The organism is Dactylosporangium aurantiacum (assembly GCF_000716715.1).
GTDB lineage: Bacteria > Actinomycetota > Actinomycetes > Mycobacteriales > Micromonosporaceae > Dactylosporangium > Dactylosporangium aurantiacum.
In genome coordinates this window covers 17,340-37,023 of record NZ_JNYJ01000017.1, presented here as the reverse complement: position 1 = coordinate 37,023, position 19,684 = coordinate 17,340, and the positions used below count along the sequence as shown (strand labels likewise).

At 71.0% G+C, this 19,684-nt stretch carries 17 protein-coding genes; 12 read left to right on the top strand and 5 right to left on the bottom strand.

What is annotated here, in order from left to right; all coding sequences use genetic code 11:
* Positions 1 to 15: 15 nt before the first annotated feature.
* Positions 16 to 711, top strand: a complete 696-nt coding sequence (locus OP18_RS20300; protein ID WP_033360553.1) for a response regulator transcription factor — start codon at positions 16 to 18, stop codon at positions 709 to 711.
* Positions 708 to 2,168: a sensor histidine kinase gene (locus tag OP18_RS20295; RefSeq protein ID WP_033360552.1), complete on the top strand. Its 1,461-nt coding sequence runs from the start codon at positions 708 to 710 to the stop codon at positions 2,166 to 2,168. The genes OP18_RS20300 and OP18_RS20295 overlap by 4 nt, the downstream gene beginning before the upstream one ends.
* A gap of 8 nt (positions 2,169 to 2,176) precedes the next feature.
* Here OP18_RS20295 and OP18_RS20290 read toward each other — a convergent pair whose 3' ends face one another.
* Entirely contained in the window at positions 2,177 to 5,056 is a 2,880-nt protein-coding gene (locus OP18_RS20290; RefSeq protein ID WP_156089650.1) for a carbohydrate-binding protein, read from the bottom strand.
* Between the two features lie 180 nt (positions 5,057 to 5,236).
* Between OP18_RS20290 and OP18_RS20285 the strand changes: the two genes are divergently transcribed.
* The gene (locus OP18_RS20285; protein ID WP_162189811.1) at positions 5,237 to 5,707 is read left to right on the top strand and encodes an alpha/beta fold hydrolase; all 471 of its coding nucleotides are present in this window, start codon (positions 5,237 to 5,239) and stop codon (positions 5,705 to 5,707) included.
* Positions 5,708 to 6,016: 309 nt separating this feature from the next.
* Here OP18_RS20285 and OP18_RS20280 read toward each other — a convergent pair whose 3' ends face one another.
* From OP18_RS20280 to OP18_RS20270, 3 genes are read right to left on the bottom strand one after another with little or no spacing between them, the layout of a single operon-like run.
* Positions 6,017 to 6,499 (bottom strand): Rieske (2Fe-2S) protein, encoded by a 483-nt coding sequence (locus OP18_RS20280; protein WP_033360551.1) that lies wholly within the window; start codon positions 6,497 to 6,499, stop codon positions 6,017 to 6,019.
* 17 nt (positions 6,500 to 6,516) lie between these two features.
* The gene (locus tag OP18_RS20275; protein ID WP_033360550.1) at positions 6,517 to 7,095 is read right to left on the bottom strand and encodes a DUF6529 family protein; all 579 of its coding nucleotides are present in this window, start codon (positions 7,093 to 7,095) and stop codon (positions 6,517 to 6,519) included.
* A 16-nt stretch (positions 7,096 to 7,111) separates the two neighbouring features.
* Entirely contained in the window at positions 7,112 to 7,822 is a 711-nt protein-coding gene (locus tag OP18_RS20270) for a hypothetical protein (protein ID WP_033360549.1), read from the bottom strand.
* A 144-nt stretch (positions 7,823 to 7,966) separates the two neighbouring features.
* Between OP18_RS20270 and OP18_RS62340 the strand changes: the two genes are divergently transcribed.
* The 8 genes from OP18_RS62340 (at position 7,967) to OP18_RS20230 (ending at position 17,302) form a co-directional block, all read left to right on the top strand.
* Positions 7,967 to 9,874: an adenylate/guanylate cyclase domain-containing protein gene (locus tag OP18_RS62340; protein ID WP_313900939.1), complete on the top strand. Its 1,908-nt coding sequence runs from the start codon at positions 7,967 to 7,969 to the stop codon at positions 9,872 to 9,874.
* Positions 9,871 to 10,527: a Crp/Fnr family transcriptional regulator gene (locus tag OP18_RS20260; RefSeq protein WP_033360548.1), complete on the top strand. Its 657-nt coding sequence runs from the start codon at positions 9,871 to 9,873 to the stop codon at positions 10,525 to 10,527. The genes OP18_RS62340 and OP18_RS20260 overlap by 4 nt, the downstream gene beginning before the upstream one ends.
* 199 nt (positions 10,528 to 10,726) lie before the next feature.
* Positions 10,727 to 13,072, top strand: a complete 2,346-nt coding sequence (locus tag OP18_RS20255) for an immune inhibitor A domain-containing protein (protein WP_245635464.1) — start codon at positions 10,727 to 10,729, stop codon at positions 13,070 to 13,072.
* Between the two features lie 62 nt (positions 13,073 to 13,134).
* Positions 13,135 to 13,578: a hypothetical protein gene (locus OP18_RS20250; protein ID WP_033360546.1), complete on the top strand. Its 444-nt coding sequence runs from the start codon at positions 13,135 to 13,137 to the stop codon at positions 13,576 to 13,578.
* A 61-nt stretch (positions 13,579 to 13,639) separates the two neighbouring features.
* On the top strand, positions 13,640 to 14,128 hold the full coding sequence (locus OP18_RS20245; protein WP_211273608.1) for a redoxin domain-containing protein: 489 nt from the start codon (positions 13,640 to 13,642) through the stop codon (positions 14,126 to 14,128).
* Positions 14,125 to 14,679: a DsbA family protein gene (locus tag OP18_RS20240; protein ID WP_033360544.1), complete on the top strand. Its 555-nt coding sequence runs from the start codon at positions 14,125 to 14,127 to the stop codon at positions 14,677 to 14,679. Before OP18_RS20245 ends, OP18_RS20240 begins: the two co-directional genes overlap by 4 nt.
* Positions 14,680 to 15,123: 444 nt before the next feature.
* The gene (locus OP18_RS20235) at positions 15,124 to 15,750 is read left to right on the top strand and encodes a GOLPH3/VPS74 family protein (RefSeq protein WP_033360543.1); all 627 of its coding nucleotides are present in this window, start codon (positions 15,124 to 15,126) and stop codon (positions 15,748 to 15,750) included.
* Between the two features lie 43 nt (positions 15,751 to 15,793).
* On the top strand, positions 15,794 to 17,302 hold the full coding sequence (locus OP18_RS20230; RefSeq protein ID WP_033360542.1) for an APC family permease: 1,509 nt from the start codon (positions 15,794 to 15,796) through the stop codon (positions 17,300 to 17,302).
* Positions 17,303 to 18,194: 892 nt separating this feature from the next.
* On the opposite strand, the gene OP18_RS20225 is transcribed toward OP18_RS20230, so the two are convergent.
* The gene (locus OP18_RS20225; protein ID WP_156089649.1) at positions 18,195 to 19,235 is read right to left on the bottom strand and encodes an App1 family protein phosphatidate phosphatase; all 1,041 of its coding nucleotides are present in this window, start codon (positions 19,233 to 19,235) and stop codon (positions 18,195 to 18,197) included.
* A 145-nt stretch (positions 19,236 to 19,380) separates the two neighbouring features.
* On the opposite strand from OP18_RS20225, the gene OP18_RS20220 reads away from it, so the two are divergent.
* On the top strand, positions 19,381 to 19,662 hold the full coding sequence (locus OP18_RS20220) for a hypothetical protein (RefSeq protein WP_052387021.1): 282 nt from the start codon (positions 19,381 to 19,383) through the stop codon (positions 19,660 to 19,662).
* Positions 19,663 to 19,684: the final 22 nt, after the last annotated feature.

Sequence of the window (19,684 nt, the reverse complement as noted above, 5' to 3'; positions counted from 1 at the left end):
GAACTGGAGCGAATCATGACGCGGCTGCTGGTGGTCGACGACGAGCCGGACATCGTCGAGCTGCTCTCCGCGAGCCTGAAGTACCACGGCTACGACGTCGCCAGCGCCACCAGCGGCCGCCAGGCGATGGAGGAGGCCCGCCGCTTCCGGCCGGACATGATCCTGCTCGACGTCATGATGCCCGAGCTGGACGGCTTCGAGGTGCTGCGCAAGCTGCGCGGCGAGGGCGCCCGCGTGCCGGTGCTGTTCCTCACCGCCCGCGACGCGACCGAGGACAAGATCAAGGGCCTCACGCTCGGCGGCGACGACTACGTCACCAAGCCGTTCAGCCTCTCGGAGATCCTCGCCCGCATCCAGGCGGTGCTGCGCCGGGTCGCCGGCCCCGCCGGCGGCGCCGCGGCCCCGTCGTCGCGGCTGACCTTCGCCGACATCGAGCTCGACGAGGACACCCACGAGGTGTTCAAGGCGGGCCGGGAGGTGCAGCTGTCCCCGACGGAGTTCAAGCTGCTGCGGTACTTCATGACCAACCCGGGCCGGGTCCTGTCCAAGGCCCAGATCCTCGACCACGTGTGGCAGTACGACTTCGGCGGCGACGCCGGCGTCGTCGAGTCCTACGTGTCCTACCTGCGCAAGAAGATCGACACCGCCGAGCCGCGCCTGCTGCAGACGCTGCGCGGGGTCGGCTACTCGCTGCGGCTGCCCCGGACATGAGCGCCTGGCCCCTGCGGGTCAAGCTGGTCGCCCTGATGCTCGTGCTGCTGACCGCGGCCCTCGTGGTCACCGGCGGCGTCAGTCTCTACAGCACCCGCTCCTTCGCCAACCAGCGCGTCGAGGACCAGCTGCGCAACAGCATCCACGGCAAGCGTGACGTCTGCCAGACGCGGCAGGGACAGGACCCGTACGGCCCGGCCCAGCGCAGCGCCTACTGGGTGGCGTGCGCGCTGAACGCGGACGACCCGCTCGTGCAGCGGACGTTCCTGCCCAGCGCCGGCGACGACAGCCAGGGCGCGCCCGACCTGCCGGCCACCACCGTCGCCGGTCTGGTCCAGGGCGCCGAGCTCACCCCCGGCAACGACTATCTGCTGACCGTCCCGGCGAAGGGCGGCGTGGGCCACGACTGGCGCATCATCGTGTCGCAGCAGCCCAACCCGATCACCGGCCGCCAGTGGGTGGTGGTCGGCCTGAGCCTGGACGAGGTCGACGAGACCGTCAGCCGGCAGCTCTGGGTGACCGTCGGGGTCGGCGCCGGGGTGCTGGTGCTGCTCGCGGTCGTCGCGTACCTGCTGGTCCGGTCCAGCCTGCGGCCGCTCGTCGAGGTCGAGCAGACCGCGGAGGCGATCGCGGCCGGGGACCTGACCCGGCGCGTACCGGAGGCGGACCCGCGCACCGAGGTCGGCGGCCTGTCCACCGCCCTGAACACGATGCTGGGGCAGATCGAGACGGCGTTCGAGGAACGCCGGGCCTCCGAGGAGGCGGCGCTCGCGTCGGAGGAGCGGATGCGGCGGTTCGTCGCCGACGCCAGCCACGAGCTGCGCACCCCGCTGACGTCGATCCGCGGCTTCGCCGAGCTGCAGCGGCAGTCCGGGCGCGCCGACGAGAACGTCGGGCGGATCGAGCACCACGCCACCCGGATGGGGCTGCTCGTCGACGACCTGCTGCTGCTCGCCCGGATGGACCAGCAGCGGCCGCTGGAGAAGAAGCCGGTCGACCTGCTGGCGCTGGCCACCGACGCGCTCATCGACGCCCGGGTCACCGCGCACGAGCACAAGTTGCGGCTGCGCACCCAGGGCGGCGACGACGACGACGTCGAGCCGGCCATCGTCCAGGGCGACGAGACCCGGCTCCGCCAGGTGCTGCAGAACCTGATCACCAACGCGCTCACGCACACCCCGGCCGGCACCGAGATCACCGTCTTCGTCGGCACCGAGGGCCGCGACGCGGTGCTCGAGGTCGCCGACAACGGGCCGGGCATGACCGCGGAGGACGCCGAGCGGGTCTTCGAACGCTTCTACCGCACCGACCCGAGCCGGACCCGCGCGCTCGGCGGATCCGGCCTGGGCCTGTCGATCGTCAGCGCCCTGGTCACGGCGCACGGCGGCAAGGTGACCCTGCGCACCGCGCCGGGGGAGGGTGCCGCGTTCCGCGTCACCCTCCCGCTGAGCGACTAGCGGTCCGCCTACGGGTGCGTCCAGGTCTGGGCACCGGTGCCGTTGCAGTCGTAGATCTGCAACTGGATGCCGTTGGTGGTGTTCGATCCGGGGATGTCCAGGCACTTGTTCGCCTGGGGGTTGCGGATCGCGTTGTTCGCGCCGATCACCCACTGCTGGGCGCCGGTGCCGTTGCACGTGTACAGCTGCACCAGCGTGCCGTTGACCGTCCCGCTGGACTTCACGTCGAGGCACTTGCCGGCCAGGCCGGTGATCGTGCCGTTGGCGTTGACCGTCCACTGCTGCGCGCCGGTGCCGTTGCAGTCGTAGATCTGCACCTTGGTGCCGTCGGCGGTCTGGCTCGCGTTGATGTCGGCGCACTTGCCCAGCGCCGTCAGCGGGCCGGTCCGCGCGCCGGGGGTACCGATGCCGGGGCCGGTGAACGTGTAGCTGTCCAGGTCCAGGATCGCCCCGCTGCCGCCGGTGAACACGATGTACAGGTCGTGCGTGCCGTCGTCGGGTTTCGTCACCGGGCCGCTGACCTCGGTGTAGGTGTCCCACCCGCCGGTGTTCGGCACGGTGAGACGGGCGACCTCGGTGCCGGTCGGCGAGTCGTAGCGGAAGGAGACCGTGCCGCCGCCACCGCCGGAGGAGACCCGGGCCTTGACGCCGGTGATGTTCTTCAGCGAGACCGCGTGGTGCCGGACGCTCTCGCCGGACTGGATGTCGCCCAGCCGCTTGCCGCCGTCGGCGGTGGCCGCCGTGATCACCTGCGGGCCGGCCAGCGACACGAAGTGCTCGGCCTGCCAGTACTTCGGCCACAGGGTGATCTCGTGCGTCCCGGTCAGCGGCGCCGAGCCGGCCGCGCCGTTGTCGGTGTAGGTGGCGCGCACGACGAAGAACAGCACCGAGTCGGGGCCGGCGTGCACCGGCCCGGTGTTGAAGGTGGCCGAGCAGCCGGTGCCGGCGCCCTCGTCGTGGGCGTGCTCCTGGTGGCCGAGGGCGACCGCGATCACGATCTTCGAGCAGTCGATCGGGCCGTCCTGCGGGTCGGTCGCCGACGCGGTGACGGTGAAGCTGTCGTTCCAGTCGAACATGCCGCCGGCCGGCACCCCGGACAGCGTGACGGTCGGGCGGTTGTTGCCGACGGTGATCGGCACCAGCGTCGTGCCGGTGTGCCCGGCCGGGTCGCGCACGGTGAGCCGGGCCTGCTTGGCCCCGTTCGTCGTGTACGTGTACGACGGGTTCGCCGCCGTCGAGTCGGTTGTGCCGTTGTTGTCGAAGTCCCAGGCGTAGGTGATGGTGTCGCCGTCGGGGTCGATCGAGCCGGCGCTGGAGAAGGTGACCGCGAGCGGCGCGAGGCCGTTGTCCCGGTTGACGGTGGCCTTCGCGACCGGCGACCGCCCGCCCTGCACGTAATTGATCTTGTACAGGCCGGCGTCGGCGGCGCCGGAGAAGTAGCCGCTGCCGTACTCGAGCATGTACATCGAGCCGTCGGGGCCGAACTGCCAGTCGATCGGGTGCACGAACGGCGCACCCGCGTTGACCGGCTCGATCTGGCCCGCGACCGGGTTGCCGGTGGCCGGGTTGCCGTTGTCGAAGTTGACCGCCTTGACCCAGTTGCGGCAGTACTCGGAGATGATCCACTTGTTGTCGTAGTACTGCGGCCACTTCACCGCCGAGTTGAGGTTCGGGTCGTAGTGGTAGACCTCGGTGTGGTTCGGCGACCCGCAGCCGCCGGGGCTGTCCAGCTGCGGCCACTGCACGCTGCCGCCGTGCTGCTCCCAGACCAGCGCCGGCTTGGTCGGCGGCAGCTGCTGCAGGCCCGTGTTGCGGGGCGAGTCGTTGACCGGCCCGGTGCTGCCCCCGCAGGGGAACCAGCCGCGGGGCGCGTTGGCCGCGAAGTCCCAGTCGTTGTAGGCCACGTTCGGCCCGCCGCAGTACGGCCAGCCGTAGTTGCCCGGCCCGGTCGCCCGGTTGAACTCGTCGAACGCCGCCGGTCCCCGGTTGGCGATCGTGGCGCCCGCGTCGGGGCCGACCTCGCCCCAGTACAGGGTGTTGTTCGCCTTCGTGTCGACCCAGATCCGGTACGGGTTGCGGGTGCCCATCACGTAGATCTCGCCGCGGGTCTGCGCGGTCTGCGCGAACAGGTTCCCGGCCGGGATCGTGTAGGTGCCGTTGCTCTCCGGGTGGATCCGGTTGATCTTCCCGCGCAGGTCGTTGGTGTTGCCCGAGGTGCGCTGCGCGTCGTACTGCGGATCCCGGCTGGTCCGCTCGTCGATCGGCGCCATGCCGGCGGAGTCGCCGCCGGAGTTGGTGTTGTCGCCGACCGCGAAGTACAGGTTGTTGTTGCTGTCCCAGGTCATCGAACCGGCCGAGTGGCAGCACAGGTTCCGCTCGGTGGGCCACTCGATGATCATGTCCTCGCTGGCGGGGTCGAGGATGTTCGTGGCGGGGTTGAACGTGAACCGGGAGATCCGGTTGACCAGGGGCGTCACCTTGGGGGAGTAGAAGATGAAGACCCAGCGGTTGGTGGCGAACTGCGGATGCAGCGTGATGCCGATCAGGCCGTCCTCGAAGCGCGCGTCGAGCTGCAGCGTCAGCGCCACCGTCGTGGACTGCGTCGCGGGGTTGTACAGGCGGACCTGACCCCCGCCGGCGGTGGTGCCGCGGTTGATGTACATGACCTTGCCGTCGGGCAGGACGGCCAGCTCGATCGGCTCGCCCATGGTGAGCCCGCCGTCGAGCTTCACCTTCTCGAAGTCGCTGGCGGGCGGGGGTGCCGCGGCGGCGGGGGTGGGGTCGCCGGCCTCGATGGTCGCGAAGGTCGCGACGCTCATGAAGCTCGACACGATCAGGGCCAGGGCCGATGTGCCGACGGTCCATCGTCGGCGGTGGGGTGGTTGCACCAGACCTCCTGTGAGCGGGCTGCGTGATGGCCTCCCGCCGACTGGAGGACATCGATGTGCGCCAGACAGTAGCGCCTTTCGTCCGCAAGCAACAGACTTTCTTCAATATAGACAAAAGTGCGTTCACCCGTGCCGGGGGTACGTGCGGCGGCAGCGCGGCGGGTCGGGTAAGCAGTGGACGTGTCCGAGGAGCGGGTCGACCTGTGGGACGTGACGCTGCGCGTCCGCCGCGAGGGCGCCGGCCCGCCGGTGCTGCTCCTGCACGGGCACGCCGGCACCCTGGACGCCTGGGACGACCTCGCCGCGCTCCTCGCCGCCGAGCACACCGTCGTGCGCCCCGACCTGCGCGGCTACGGCGGCTCGGGGCGCGACACCGGCGGGCCGTGGCCCGCGCTCGTGCACGAGATGGTCCTGGACAACCTGGCCCTGATGCACTCGCTGGGCCACGACACGTTCGCCGTGGTCGGCCGCGACCTCGGCGGCCACGTCGCCGCGCGGCTGGCGCTGGAGCACCCGACGAAGGTCACCCGCCTGGTCGTCGTCGACGCCGTGCCGCTGCCGCCGCCCACCTGCCCGACCCTGGTCCTGTGGTCCGGCGGCGCCCCGTTCACCGCGGCCCTGCGCGACTTCCTGGACGATCAGGCCCGGTAGACGCTGACGGGGTGCCGCCCGGGCGCGCCGTCGCTACCGCGCCCGTGGTCGCCGGCAGGGACGTCCCGGGCAGCGGCGGCCGGACGTCGTCGGCCCGTAGCCGCACCAGCGCCGCGCCGCCGGTCAGCGCCACGACCACGGCCGCCGCGGCAGCGCCGGGGTCCGGGCCCGGTAGAAGGCCGCGAAGTCGTGCTCGGCGGACTCCGTCGCCGCTGTAACGCACTCCCCGCCCGATCGGGTTACCCGGATCCGCGAACAGCCGGGTGCCCGGGATCCGCGGGGGATCCCGGGCACGCGACCCTGTGGGAGCTAGGCCTTCGAGATGGCGTCACCGTCGACCTTGATGGCGACGGCCTTGAGCGCCTTGCTGGCCGGACCGTTCGCCACCGAACCGTCCGCGACCTTGAACTTGCTGCCGTGGCAGGGGCAGTTGATGGTGCCGCCGGAGACGTCTCCCACGACGCAGCCGGCGTGCGTGCACACGGCGGTGAAGCACTTGAACTGGCCGGCGGTCGGCTGGGTCACCACGATCTTCTGGTCCTCGAAGATCTTGCCCCCGCCGACGGGGATGTCGGAGGTCTTCGCGAAGCCGCCGCCACCGCCGGCCGGCGCGCCGCCGGCGCCGGTCGCACCCGTGGCGCCGGTCGCGCCGCCGCCGGTGTCACCGCCCGCCGGGGCGGGAGCGGCGGTGTCGGTGCCGGTGTCGCCGTAGGCCGCGCAGCCCGCGAGGGCCGCGGCGAGACCGGCCGCGCCGGCGCCGGTCAGCAGGGTCCGTCGAGTCGTGTTGCTCATGGTGCTTCGATGCCCTTTCAGATCTTGACGCCGAATGTGGTGAAGAACCACAGCGCGGAGGTGACGAACAGGCCGGACAGCGCGGTGAAGACGAGGCCGCCGAACAGCGGCAGCGCCCAGTTCGGCACGCCCTTCTTCGCCAGCAGCAGCATCTTCGCGGCGAAGACGCCGTAGAAGAAGCAGCCGAACAGCGAGTGCATGAGCGTGCGGGTGTCGAAGTCGGCGAAGCCCAGCGCGTACAGGCAGTGCAGGGCGACCGGGATCGACGCGATGAACGCCAGCCGGCCCGACCAGCGGTGCACCCCGCCGAGCCACGACGCGTTGCGCAGCGGGATCTTGCCGTACATGACGAGCGCGGTGAACAGCTGCACGACGGCGAGCGTGAAGGCCAGGGTGGCCAGCCACACCTTGACCGTCTGCGGGCTGGAGAAGCCGGCGACGTTCACCGCCAGGTTGGTCGGCTCGTGCAGCTTGCCGTAGACGCCGAGGGCGCCGGCGACGAAGCAGGCGACCAGCACCGGCGCGATGAGCGTCGCGGCCGTCTTCGGGCTGGTGGGCTGGATGACCGGAGCGGCCTGGGTCTCTTCCGGGGACATGGTGACGGCTCTCCTCTCAGTAACCGGAGCTGGCGTTGGGGTTGCCCGCCTCGATCGGGACCTTGGTCCCGTCGACCGTGGCGGTCCTGCTGTTCACGTCGAACGGCGGCGCCTCGCTGGTCTCGCCGTTCTTCGTCTGGACGCCGACCTGCCGGCCGTCGGGAAGCACGACCCAGCTGGCGTCGAGCTTGTCGCGCAGCGAGGCGGCCGAGCGGTACAGGCCCGAGGGCGCCGCGGCGACCTTGACGGTGAAGCCCCACGACTTCGTGCCGGCCGTGACGGTGCCCTTGACCTGGCCGCCGCCGTAGGTGCCCTTCAGGCTGCCCTTGGCGCCGGTGAGGTCGATCTGCCCGTTGGCCATGGTGCCGTTGAGCCACGCCTCGGCCTTCTTGCCGTCGCAGACGTAGGCGATCGCCTTGCCGTTGTTCACGACGATGGCCAGCGACGCCGCGCCGCCGTCGACCGCGCCGGCGTAGGTGACCGTGCCCTGCTGGGCGGCGTTGCCGCTGCCGTCGCCGGCCGGCGCGCTGGACGCCGGGGCGGTGCTCGGCGGGGGATCCGCCGCCGGTTGCGTGCTCGCCGCGGCCGGCGCGGCGGTGCTCGCCGCCTGGTTCGCCGCGGCTCGGTTCTTCGCGACGTCGTTGCTGAGGTCGACGTTGAGCGTGTACAGGACGCCGGCGACAACAAGTCCGGCGCCGAGCGTGACGAGCGGTGCCTTGAACTTCATCGGTAACTCCCACAGTTGATCGCACCCGTCAGGTGCTTCGTGAATATGAGACCGAGGTTGGCGTACGGTGTCTGCGTCCAAAGACGCACAACGCAACTGCTGCAATGTCGCCAAAGTGACCAGCTTTCGAGAATGGTGCGTTCGATGCCTCGTGTCCTCGTGTGGGCGACCCACCTCGCATTGCCCCTGGCCGGGCTGTGGCTGCTGCTGACCAGGCCCGGGGCGGACCTGATCTGGCAGCATCACGACACCCATTTCTGGCTGGTGCTCACCGTCGCCGCGGTCAACATCGCGATCGGTGCGGCGATGAGCGTCGCCGCGCACCGGCGGCAGGACGGGCGGCTGTTTCTCGTCTCGCTGGTGTTCCTTTCCGGCGCCGGATTCCTGTTCGCGCACGCGCTCGCCACGCCGAAGGTCCTCATCGCGCACCCCAACGCCGGATTCGACATGGCGATGGCGGTCGGTCTGATCATCGGGGCGGTGCTCGCGCTGCTGTCGTCGCTGCGGCTGCCGGCCGGCATCACCCGCTGGCAGGTCGCCCTGCGGCCGGTGCTGGCGCTGGTGCTGTTCGCCTGGATCGTGGTGTCGGTGCTGGACCTGCCGCCGCTGGACCGGCAGACCCAGGTCCGTGACGTCGAGGGGCCGATGGTCGTCGCCTCCTACGCCGCGGTCGCGCTGTACCTGGTCGCCGCGGTGCGCTTCTACCTGCTGTACCGGCGCGCGCCCGGCGCGGTGCTGATCTCCGTGGTGACCGCGTTCGCGCTGCTCGCCGAGGCGATGCTGGCGGTGACCCTGGCGGACAAGTGGCGGCTGTCGTGGTGGGAGTGGCACCTGATCCTCACCGCGGCGTTCCTGTTCGTCGGCTACTCCGCGTACGTGCAGTACCGCCGCGAGGGCAGCGCGGCCGGCCTCTTCGACGGCATCGCGGTCGCCGAGACCACCCGCCGGATCCGCGCGCAGTACGAGGAGGCCCTGGAGGAGCTGGTCACCGCGCTGCAGGAGTCGGAGGCGGGCGGCCGCCCGCAGCGGCTGGCGGCGCGGATGGCGGAGCGCTTCGGCCTGACCGAGAAGCAGGCGGAGGTCCTGGACCGGGCCGCCGCCGCGCTGCTCGCCGAACGGGACCTGTCCGGCCGGCTCGGTGCCCTGGTCACCGTCGGCGAGCAGGCCCGCGTCGGCGCCGGCGAGCAGGAGTTCCTGCGCTCGGCGGTGGCCGCGGTGCGGCCGTCGTTCGGCGACGTCGAGGTCGGCCTGGTCTCCGCCGGGGTGCCCGCCGTGACCGGCGCGGACGTGCTGCCGCTGACGGTGAAGGGCAAGGTCGCCGGCGGGGTGCGGATCCCCGCCACCGGCCGGCCCGAGCTGCGCGCGACCCTGGCCAACCAGCTGTCGATCGGCCTGGAGAACGCCCGGCTGTACGGCGAGCTGTCCACGCTCTTCCGCCAGTACATGTCGCCGGACGTCGCGGCGGCCCTGCTCGCCGACCCTGACCAGGCCGCGCTCGGCGGCCAGCTGGTCGACGTGACCGCCCTCTTCGCCGACCTGCGCGGCTTCACCACGTTCTCCGAGGCCGTCGAGCCGGGCGAGATCGTCGAGATGCTCAACCGGTACCACGGCGTCGCGGTGCCCTGCATCCTCGACAACGGCGGCACGATCGTGCAGTTCGTCGGCGACGCGCTGCTGGCGCTGTTCAACGCCCCCGCCCGGCAGGACGACCACGAGACGCGGGCGGTGCGCGCCGCGCTGCAGATGCAGGACGCCGTGCGCGGGATCGCCGCCGGGCACCCCACCTGGCCGAAGTTCCGGGTCGGCGCGAACACCGGCCCGGCGCTAGTCGGCAACATCGGCAGCGAGCTGCTGCGCGGCTTCAACGCGATGGGCGACGCCGTCAACGTCGCGGCCCGGCTGCAGACGGTCGCCGAGCCCGGTCAGGTCGTCGTCGGCGGGGCGACCTTCGACGCGCTGCGCGGCGCGGTCGCGACCCCGCTCGGCGAGCTGGAAGTGAAAGGACGCCGACAGACAGTCCGGGCATATGTGGTGGAGACTCTGAACCCGTGACCGAGTTCTTCGACCGGCTGAACGCCGACGAGCAGGCCGCGCTCTCCTCGGCCGGGCACCGCCGGCAGTGGAAGCGCGGCGCGGTCATCTACCGCGAGGCGAGCCCGTCGGAGTCGGTGATCGTGCTGCGGACCGGGCGGGTGAAGGTCTCCTCCGACACCGCGTCCGGCACCGAGGTGGTCCTCGCCGTGCGCGGGCCCGGCGCGCTGCTCGGGGAGTTCTCCGCCGTCGACGGCGGCCCGATGTCGGCGACCGTGACCGCGCTGGAGCCGGTGACCGCGCTCGCGGTGCCGACGCCGGAGTTCGAGCGGTACCTGCTGAGCCACGCCCGCGTGTCGATGCTGCTGATGCGGGAGCTGATCGGCCGGCTGCGCGACGCGGACCGCAAGCGGATCGAGTTCGGCGCCTACGACACCACCGGCCGGGTCGCGGCCCGCCTCGTGGAGCTCGCCGAGCGCTTCGGCGAGCGGACCGCCGACGGGCTGCGCATCAGCCTGCCGCTGTCGCAGGACGAGCTCGCCGGCTGGACCGGGTCGTCCCGGGAGGCGGTCACGAAGGCGTTGCGCACGCTGCGTGAGGAGGGCTGGATCCAGACCGGCCGCCTGCACGTGATCGTCCACGACCTCGCCGCATTGAGAGACCGCGCTCAATAGAGCGGGTTCACCCTTGCTTTGACCCTTGCGCCAATGCACATACCCCATAGTTGATCTTTACAGGTCCCGGTGACCCCCTAGTCTCTCGCGACAGGTGCATCGAGGCATCGACATCATGCCTGGGTGCTTTCGCCCCACCAGGGAGGTACCTGTGCGTAAGTTGACCGTGGGACTTCTGAGTCTCACGCTTGCGTCGGGTATGGGGGTGTTCGCCGGTGGTGGCGCCGCGTATGCGGTGCCGGCGTCCGGGGAACCGTCCGTAGCCGACGCCGCGTCACCCTCCGACGAGCTGCCTAACCCGTTGGAGGACAAGCGGCGCGAATCCCGTGAGGTCGCGATCTCGCAGATCCTGAGCGGCCAGGCGACGCCGGAGAAGCGTGGGACCAGCACGGTCGTCAAGATCGGCAAGAAGGGCCAGACGGGCAAGGGTGGCGACACCAAGACCAAGACGGCCCGCGTCGACCAGTACGTCGAGCTGAGCCGGGAGAAGACCGACAAGATCTTCGTCGTCCTCGCCGAGTTCGGCAACGAGCGGCACCCGAGCTACCCGGACCAGGACACGAGCGCCGCCACCCCGGGGCCCACGGTGTTCGACGGGCCGCTGCACAACGCGATCCCGGCCCCCGACCGGTCGGTCGACAACTCGACCGTCTGGCAGCCGGACTTCAGCCAGCAGTACTTCTACAACAAGTACTTCGCCACCGGCAGCGGTGCGGAGTCGCTGAAGACGTACTACGAGAAGCAGTCCTCGGGCCGCTACAGCGTCGAGGGTCTCGTCACCGACTGGGTGAAGGTCCCGTACAACGAGGCCCGGTACGGCCGCAGCAACGGCTACCCGTGCGGCAGCAACGTCTGCAGCAACACCTGGTACCTCATCCGGGACGCCGTCGACGCGTGGGTCGCCGGCCAGAAGGCCCAGGGCAAGACCGACGCCGACATCGCTGCCACGCTCGCGTCCTACGACCAGTGGGACCGCTTCGACTACGACGGCGACGGCGACTTCAACGAGCCCGATGGCTACATCGACCACTTCCAGATCGTCCACTCCGGTGGCGACCAGGCCGATGGCGACCCGTACCAGGGCGAGGACGCGATCTGGAGCCACCGCTGGGCGGCGTTCCAGAACTTCACCAGCGGCCCGTCGTTCAACCAGATGGGCGGCACGCAGATCGGCAACACCGGTCTGTGGATCCGTGACTACACGATTCAGCCCGAGAACGGCGGCCTGAGCGTGTTCGCGCACGAGTACGGCCACGACCTCGGCCTGCCGGACCACTACGACACCTCGGGCGCGAGCGGCAACGCCGAGAACCCGGTCAACTGGTGGACCATCATGGCGCAGAGCCGGGTCAGCAAGCCGGGCGACAACAACATCGCCGACCGCGCCGCCGACCTCGGCGCGTGGGACAAGCTGCAGCTCGGCTGGCTCGACTACGAGATCGTCGTGGCCGGGCAGAACAAGACGCTCGACCTCGGCCCGCACGAGTACAACAGCGCCAAGGCCCAGGCCGTCGTCGTGGTCCTGCCGAAGAAGCAGATCGTGACGCAGCTGCCGGCCCCGCCGGAGGGCACCAAGTCCTGGTGGAGCGGCTCCGGCGACAACCTCAACAACTCGCTGACCCGCACCGTCGCCGTCCCGGCCGGCACGACGACGCTGAGCTTCAAGGCGGCGTGGGACATCGAGGACTGCGGCCCCGACGCGTGCGACTACGCGTACGTCGAGGTGGACGACGGCACCGGGTTCAAGTCGATCCCGGGCACGATCACCAACGCGGCCGAGGGCAACGGCATCGACGGCACCAGCAACGGCTTCGTGCCGGCGTCGTTCGACCTGTCCGCCTACGCGGGCAAGACGGTCGGCCTGCGGTTCCACTACTTCACCGACGGTGCCGCCGGCGGCCAGGGCTTCTTCGCCGACGACATCAAGGTGACCAACGGCGCGACCACGGTCTTCGCCGACGGTGCCGAGGCCGGGGCCAACGGCTGGACCGCGGTCGGTTTCACCGCCGTGGGCAGCACGCTGACCACCGCGTACGACAACTTCTACATCGCGTCGAACCGTACGTACACGTCCTGGGACCAGTACCTCAAGACGGGCCCGTACAACTTCGGCTTCGCCGACAAGCCCGACCTCGTCGAGCACTTCCCGTACGAGGCCGGTCTCCTGGTGACCTACTGGGACACGTCGTTCTCGGACAACAACACCAGCCAGCACCACGGCGGTGGCCTGATCCTGCCCGTCGACGCGCACCCGGACCTGGTCTACAAGCTGGACGGCACCCCGTGGCGTCCGCGCATCCAGGGCTACGACGCGACGTTCGGCCTGACCAAGGCCAGCTCGTTCACGCTGCACTACGGCCCGAACAGCACCCCGAGCTACATCCGGGGCCAGGCCGGCAACGCCACGTTCGACGACAGCAGGAACTACTACCGTGAGGACCCCGCCACCAGCACGTACTACGGTGTCAAGGTCCCCAACAACGGTGTCAAGATCCGGGTTGTCTCGACGGACGGCACCAGCATGAAGATCCGCATCACCGGCTGAACCGCTAGCCGCTGATTCGTCACCGCGCGGAACCGCGCACGGCCGGAGGAGGTCCAAGTGCCATGAACCGAGCACTGGGCCTCCTCCTCGCCGTCACCGCCCTTTCCGTCTCCGGCTGCGCCGCCGGCTCCACCGACCGGGCCGCCGCGCCGCCACCCTCGGTCTCCGCCGCACCCTCCGGCACCCCCGCACCGTCCGCCTCGGGCTCCAAGGCCGTGCCCAACCCGGGCGACTCGGTGATCACGCTGCCGTCCGGGGTGCCGAAGACCACCGCGCCCCACGAGCCGACCGACGACTTCACCGTGCTCACCACGACCGGCCAGGTCCGCGTCGACGGTGCCTGCGTCGCGCTGGTCACCGACACCATCGTGTGGGTGCTGGTCGGCCCGGCCGCCGCCGGGCTGCGCGCCGGCCAGCGGGTCAAGGTCACCGGCCTGCCCGACCCGGGCTTCGAGTCGCCGTGCACCGGCAGCCCGTTGAAGGTCAACACGGTCACCCCGGCCTAGTGACCCGCCCCGCCGCGCCGCGGCGAACCGTTGAAGAATGAGCGGATCTGTATCTCAGCCCATGCCTCCGGCGGCGCTGCACGCCGGGCAGCGGGCGCCCGACTTCGAGTTGCCCTCCGCACCCGACCACCGGCTCGGCACGGCGCAGCTGCGCGGCCGCCCGGCGGTGCTCGCCTTCTACCCGGCCGACTGGAGCCCGGTCTGCGGCGACCAGATGGCGCTCTACCAGGCGGTCATGCCGGAGTTCGAGCGCTACAACGCCGGCGTCGTGGGCATCTCCGTGGACAACGTCTGGTCGCACCGGGCGTTCGCCGAGGACCGGGGGATCACGTTCCCGCTGCTGGCGGACTTCGAGCCCAAGGGCGAGGTCGCCCGCCGGTACGGCGTCTACGACGAGCGCGGCGGGGTCTGCCAGCGGGCCCTGTTCGTGCTGGACGGCGACGGCGTGGTCGCCTGGAGCCAGGTGGCGCCGGCCGGGGTCAACCCGGGCGCCGACGGGATCCTCAACGCGCTCGACGGCCTCGACAGCGAACGGCGGCCGGTGCTGTGACCACGACTCCGTTCCAGGTGACCGTCGCCCGCCTGGTGGTGCCGGTCGGGTCCGAGGACCACACGCTGTCCGACGGGCCGGTGTCGCTGGTGGAGTACGGCGACTACCAGTGCCCGTACTGCGGCATGGCCCACACGATCGTGCAGGACCTGCTGCGGCTGCGGCACGAGACGGTGCGCTACACGTACCGGCACTTCCCGCTCACCAACGTGCACCCCTACGCCGACCTCGCCGCGGAGGTCGCCGAGGCGGCCGCCGCCAGGGGGAAGTTCTGGCCGGTGCACGACTGGCTCTTCGAGCACCAGCGCAGCATCAACCCGCGCCAGCTGATGGTCGGGGTCGAGCGCCTCGGCCTGCCGTCGGAGGAGATCGCCGACGAGGTCGGCGGGCACGTCCACCTCGACCGGGTGCGCCGCGACTTCGTCGGCGGGGTCCGCAGCGGGGTCAACGGCACGCCGACGTTCTTCATCAACGGGGTCCGGCACGACGGAGGCTACGCCCTGGAGGAGCTCCTCGAGGCCGTCGACGAGGCGGCCGAGTCGATCGTCTGACCTTTTCGGAACGCGAGGCCGGCTCTCATTACGCGCCGTATGGGAGCCGGCCTTTCCGCGCGTGCGCCGGCCGTCACGCAGTGCGACATCGATGGCTGACTTCTGTACCGCAATCATCTGCGGAGAAAGCTCAACAATGCCTCTTCCGTACGTATCCGAATGTTACCCAGGGTACGAATGAACGACGTTTGGACCCGAATTACGACTCTTCACGCTGGGTAGCCTTGGCCGGCTGAGCCGGGCGTCAATATCACTTTCCGGTTGGCCGATCATTGAAATCCTCATTACGAAAGTTGCGGAGCACTGTCCCGCAGTGCATGCTTTCGCGTTGGGCCCGTGAGATCTTTCGGTTCCAATCTGAGCTGAAGACGGAAGTGTGGTGACGGTGCGCCAGGCTGGGGTACGTGGCGCCTTCACCCTGCCCTCTTCGAGGAGTGCGGGCGGATGCTGCTTGCAGATGACTTCTTCCTGATCGCGCACGACGACCGGGACGGCCGGTCCCGCCTGTCGCAGCGGGCCGTCGAGCTCGGCCTCGCCGGGGCCATGCTCGGCGAGCTCGTGCTGGAGCAGCGGATCGTCTGCGAGGGCGACCGGCTCCGGGTGATCAGCCGGGAGCCTCCCTCGGACCCCCTGGCGCACACCAACCTCGCCACCATGATCGCTGAGACGCAGCACCGCGAGATCCGCACGTGGCTGCTCTTCCTCGGCCAGACCGCCGTCGACGCGGTCGGCCAACGGCTCGCCCGGGTCGGGCTGGTCGAGCAGACCCAGGTACGGCGGCTGCTGCGCACCACCACCCGTTGGGTGTCCACCGACATCAACCTCCCGGCCGGGCGGGTGGTGCGGCTGCGCCGCCTGCTCACCGGGCACGAGCCCATGCGGGTCGCCGACACCACGCTCGCCGGTCTGGCAGACGCGACCGGCCTGTCCGGCCATGTCCTGTGGGACACCGACCAGACCAGCATCAAACGACTGCAACAGGCGGTCAGCGCCCTGCCCCCGCCGCTGCGCGACCTGATCCGTCAGGTCGAGTCGGCGGTGGGTGACTCGGTGCTGTCGCAGCGCGGCTAGCGGACTTTCTTCCCCCTTCCCCCCTCAACCCCCTGGAGGACCGATGTCCGCAACGTCGCCGATGCGACCGAGCGTGGTATCACAGGCACTGGCCCGGGACCGTCTCGGCGTGCCGTCCGTCATCATGTTCGCCCTCACGGCGGCCGCCCCCCTCATGGTGGTCGGCGCCCTCGTCTCCTCGGCGTGGGGGTGGGTCGGTGTCACCGGCTTCCCGCTCGCCTTCGTCATCATCGCCGTGGTCCTGGCGCTGTTCAGCTTCGGCTACGTCGCCATGTCCCGGCACATCACCAACGCCGGCGCGTTCTACAGCTACATCTCCCAGGGCCTCGGCCGCCCGCTCGGCGTCGGCGGCGCGCTGGTCGCCCTGCTGGCCTACAACCTGCTGCAGATCGGCCTGTACGGCGCGTTCGGCTTCTTCGCCTCGCTGATCCTCGCGGACAAGGCCGACCTGGACGTCAAGTGGTGGATCCTCGCGCTCGGGCTGTGGCTGGTCATCGCGATCCTCGGCCTGCTGCGCGTCGACGTCAACAGCAAGGTCCTCATGGTCCTGCTCGGCGCCGAGCTGGTCGCCGTGACGATCTTCGACTTCATCTTCCTGAGCAACCCGGCCGAGGGCGGCGTCAGCCTTGAGCCCTGGACCTGGGGCTCGCTGAAGGACGCGGCCGGGCCGGCGTTCGCCGTGTGCGTCACCGCCTTCGTCGGCTTCGAGGCCGCCCCGGTGTTCGCCGAGGAGGCGCGCAGCAAGAACCGGACGGTCGCCCTCGCCACGTTCCTCGGCCTCGCCGTCATGGTCGTCTCCTACGCCGTCACCAGCTGGGCCGCCGCGGTCAGCGTCGGCGCGGACGCCCTCGTGCCGCTGGCCCAGCAGCCGGACATCGCCGCCGCCGGCGGCCCGTTCTTCCCGACCCTCGCCGAGAAGGGCGGCGCGTGGGCCGCCGACCTCGGCCTCATCCTGCTGACCACCAGCATCGCGGCCGCGGCCCTGAGCTACCACAACACGACCGCGCGCTACGCCTTCGCGCTCGGCCGCGAGCGGGTCCTCCCGGCGTTCTTCGGCCGCACCCGGGCACGCTCCGGCGCCCCCGCGTCCGGCTCCCTCTTCCAGACCGCGATCGCGCTCGTCGTGCTCGTGCTCTTCGCGGTCCAGGGCTGGGACCCGATGCTCAACCTGTTCTTCTGGCTCGGCACCTCCGGCGGCGTCGGCGTGCTGTTCCTGGTCTTCGCGACCTCGCTGTCGGTCATCGGGTACTTCCTGAAGGACACCCGCGGCGAAGGCGCCTGGGCCCGGGTCATCGCCCCGGTCCTGTCCTCGCTGGCCCTGGCCTACATCATCTGGCTCGTCGTGGACAACTTCGGCGGCCTGCTCGGCTTCGCCCCCGGCACCGAGAACGCCGCGGTCTGGGCCTTCCCGGCCGCCTACGGCGTGGTCGCCGTCATCGGCATCGTCTGGGCCCTCATCCTGCGCGGCACCAGCCGCCAGGACTACGACTCGATCGGTCTCGGCGCCCGCGCCACGACCCGCGTCGAGGCGCCGGACTACGCGCAGCTGTAACGCACGGCACGACGACGAAGGGCCGGGGCGCAGCCGCCCCGGCCTTTCCGCTGTCGAGAGGGCGGGTTCCAATGCCGCCGGACTTCGACGGGAGGCATGGGTGCGCCGCCCAACCCGGCCGCCGCCAATGCTGCTGTAGGCCCGGCGCCGTTTCGACTGAGGTGGCGCTAATGGGGCCTCGTTGGTCCGCCGTATGAGACCCCTTGCTGGGGCGCGCCGTCGCAACCGGCTCACGCCGATATCAGACCCACGATCAAGGTGCCAGGCACGAGCCAAGGCCGGACACTGCCCTCTTCATCGCCGGCGAGGCGGCACCGCCAGGCTGGAGTTAGCGGGTGCTGCCGGCCGGGGTCGGAAAGCCGCCGGCGCGGCCGGTAGGTCGGGGACGGGTGCTGGATCGCCGCAGCATGCGCGCTGCCGGGATGTTCGGCCACGACTCGGCAGGATCAGGACGACCGCGCCTGACATGGTCGTGCTGCCGCCCGGGCCCGGCGCCGGCCTTGAGGTCGCTGAACGGTGCCATCCGCCGTGAACGCCACTGCAGGCGGCCACGCTGGCCTCGGGCGTTGGGCAACAAAGGACTGCGGCTACAGCATCTCAGAGCTGTGGAGTAGGGGCCGCCGTCCGGGGCGCTCAGTCATCGTCGGGCGGCGGCCGCGGCGTCGGATATGCGGCGGGTGCTGCCTAGTCGGGGTCGGAAAGACGCGGACGGTCTGGTCGAGGACGCGGTGCCGGATTGTCGTGGCGGCCGCGTAGCCGGGGATGTTCGGCCGCGACCCGCCAGGATCACCACGACGGGCTGATCCTGCTGCCGGCTGGGCCAGGCGCCGGCCCCGTGGTCGCCGGCCTTGCTACTTGCGGTGAACCGCCGTTGTCGGCCACCACGACGGCCCTACAGCATCTCGGTGTCGCGAAGCAGGCGCCACAGGCCGGCGCCGTCCGGGGCGCCCAGCCAGCGTTGGGCGGCGGCGTCCGCCGGGAGGCGGCGGGGGCTGCCGGCCGGGGTCGGGAAGGCGCCGGCGAGCACCGCCTGGGTCGGCGACAGGTGACGGATCGCCACGGCGGCCACGTTGTCGGGATGCTCGGCCGCGAACTCGGCGTAGATCTCCGGGTCGTGCTGGCCGTCGTCGCCGACGAGCAGCCAGCGGATGTCGGGGAACTCCCGGGCCAGCCGGGCCAGCGAGGCACGCTTGTGGGCCTGGCCGCTGCGGAAGAACCGGTCCGGCTGCGGGCCCCAGTCGGTCAGCAGGAGCGGGCCCGCCGGGTACAGGTGCCGCGACAGGAACCGGGTCAGGGTGGCGGCGACGTTCCAGGCGCCGGTCGACAGGTAGAAGACGGGGGCGCCGGGGTTGGCGTTGACCAGGCGCTCGTACAGCACGGCCATGCCGGGGACGGAGGCGCGGGCGTGCTCGTCGAGCACGAAGGTGTTCCAGGCGGCCAGCAGCGGGCGGGGCAGCGTGGTGACCATGACCGTGTCGTCGACGTCGGAGACGACGCCGAAGCGCACGGACGGGTCGACGATGCGCACCGGCGCTTCGACGGGCGCGCTGTCCTCGCACTCGAGGGTGACAGAGGCCCAGCCGGGGGCCAGGTCGGCCTCGATGACGGTGTCGATGAAGCCGCCCCGGTCGCAGCGCACCTCGCAGGTGCGTTCGCCGGCGGTGATGCGGACCGGCGCGTTCGCCACGGAGACGGCGGTGAACGAGCGCCAGCCGCGCAGCTTCTTGGGGCGCTTGCCGGGCTTCGGGTCGATGCGGGTGAGCAGCACCCGGCCCAGGACGCGGACCCAGCCCGGGGCGCCGTAGCCGGTGTACGGGGTGACGGCCACCTTCCACCCGCGCAGCCGGAGGCGCCGCTCCAGCACGTCGTGGAAGGCGTCCTCGATGCGGGCGGCCCGGTGCAGCCGCACCGGACCTGAAGGGGTCAACGACACGGGCCAACCCTGTCACAGCCCCTACGCCGCCGCACCATCACACGGAGGGTGACGGTTACCGGACGGTGGCATGAAACCGTGAGCCCGAACACATCGGACGCTTCTAGCGTGAATGTCATCAGGAACACACACCAAGGGGTGCGAGATGGCAACCACGACATTCGAGGCGGTGCGGGCAGAGGCGCTGTTCGTTTCACACCTGCAGTGCTCGCAGTCGCCGCGGGGCGACGAGGTCCGCGCGGCGGTGGCGGCGACGCTGCGGCGCTTCGGCATCAAGGGCTGCGCGGCCCAGGTCGCCGGCGAGTTCGGTGACCACCCGGAGACGGCGGTGGCGCGGATGGCGTGGGCCCTCGCGCTGGTCCGCTCGACCTACCCGGTCCGGCGCGCCGCGCCGCGGTCGGTCCGGCTGCTCGCGCGCAGCGCTTGAAACCGGCGGCACATGGGTACCG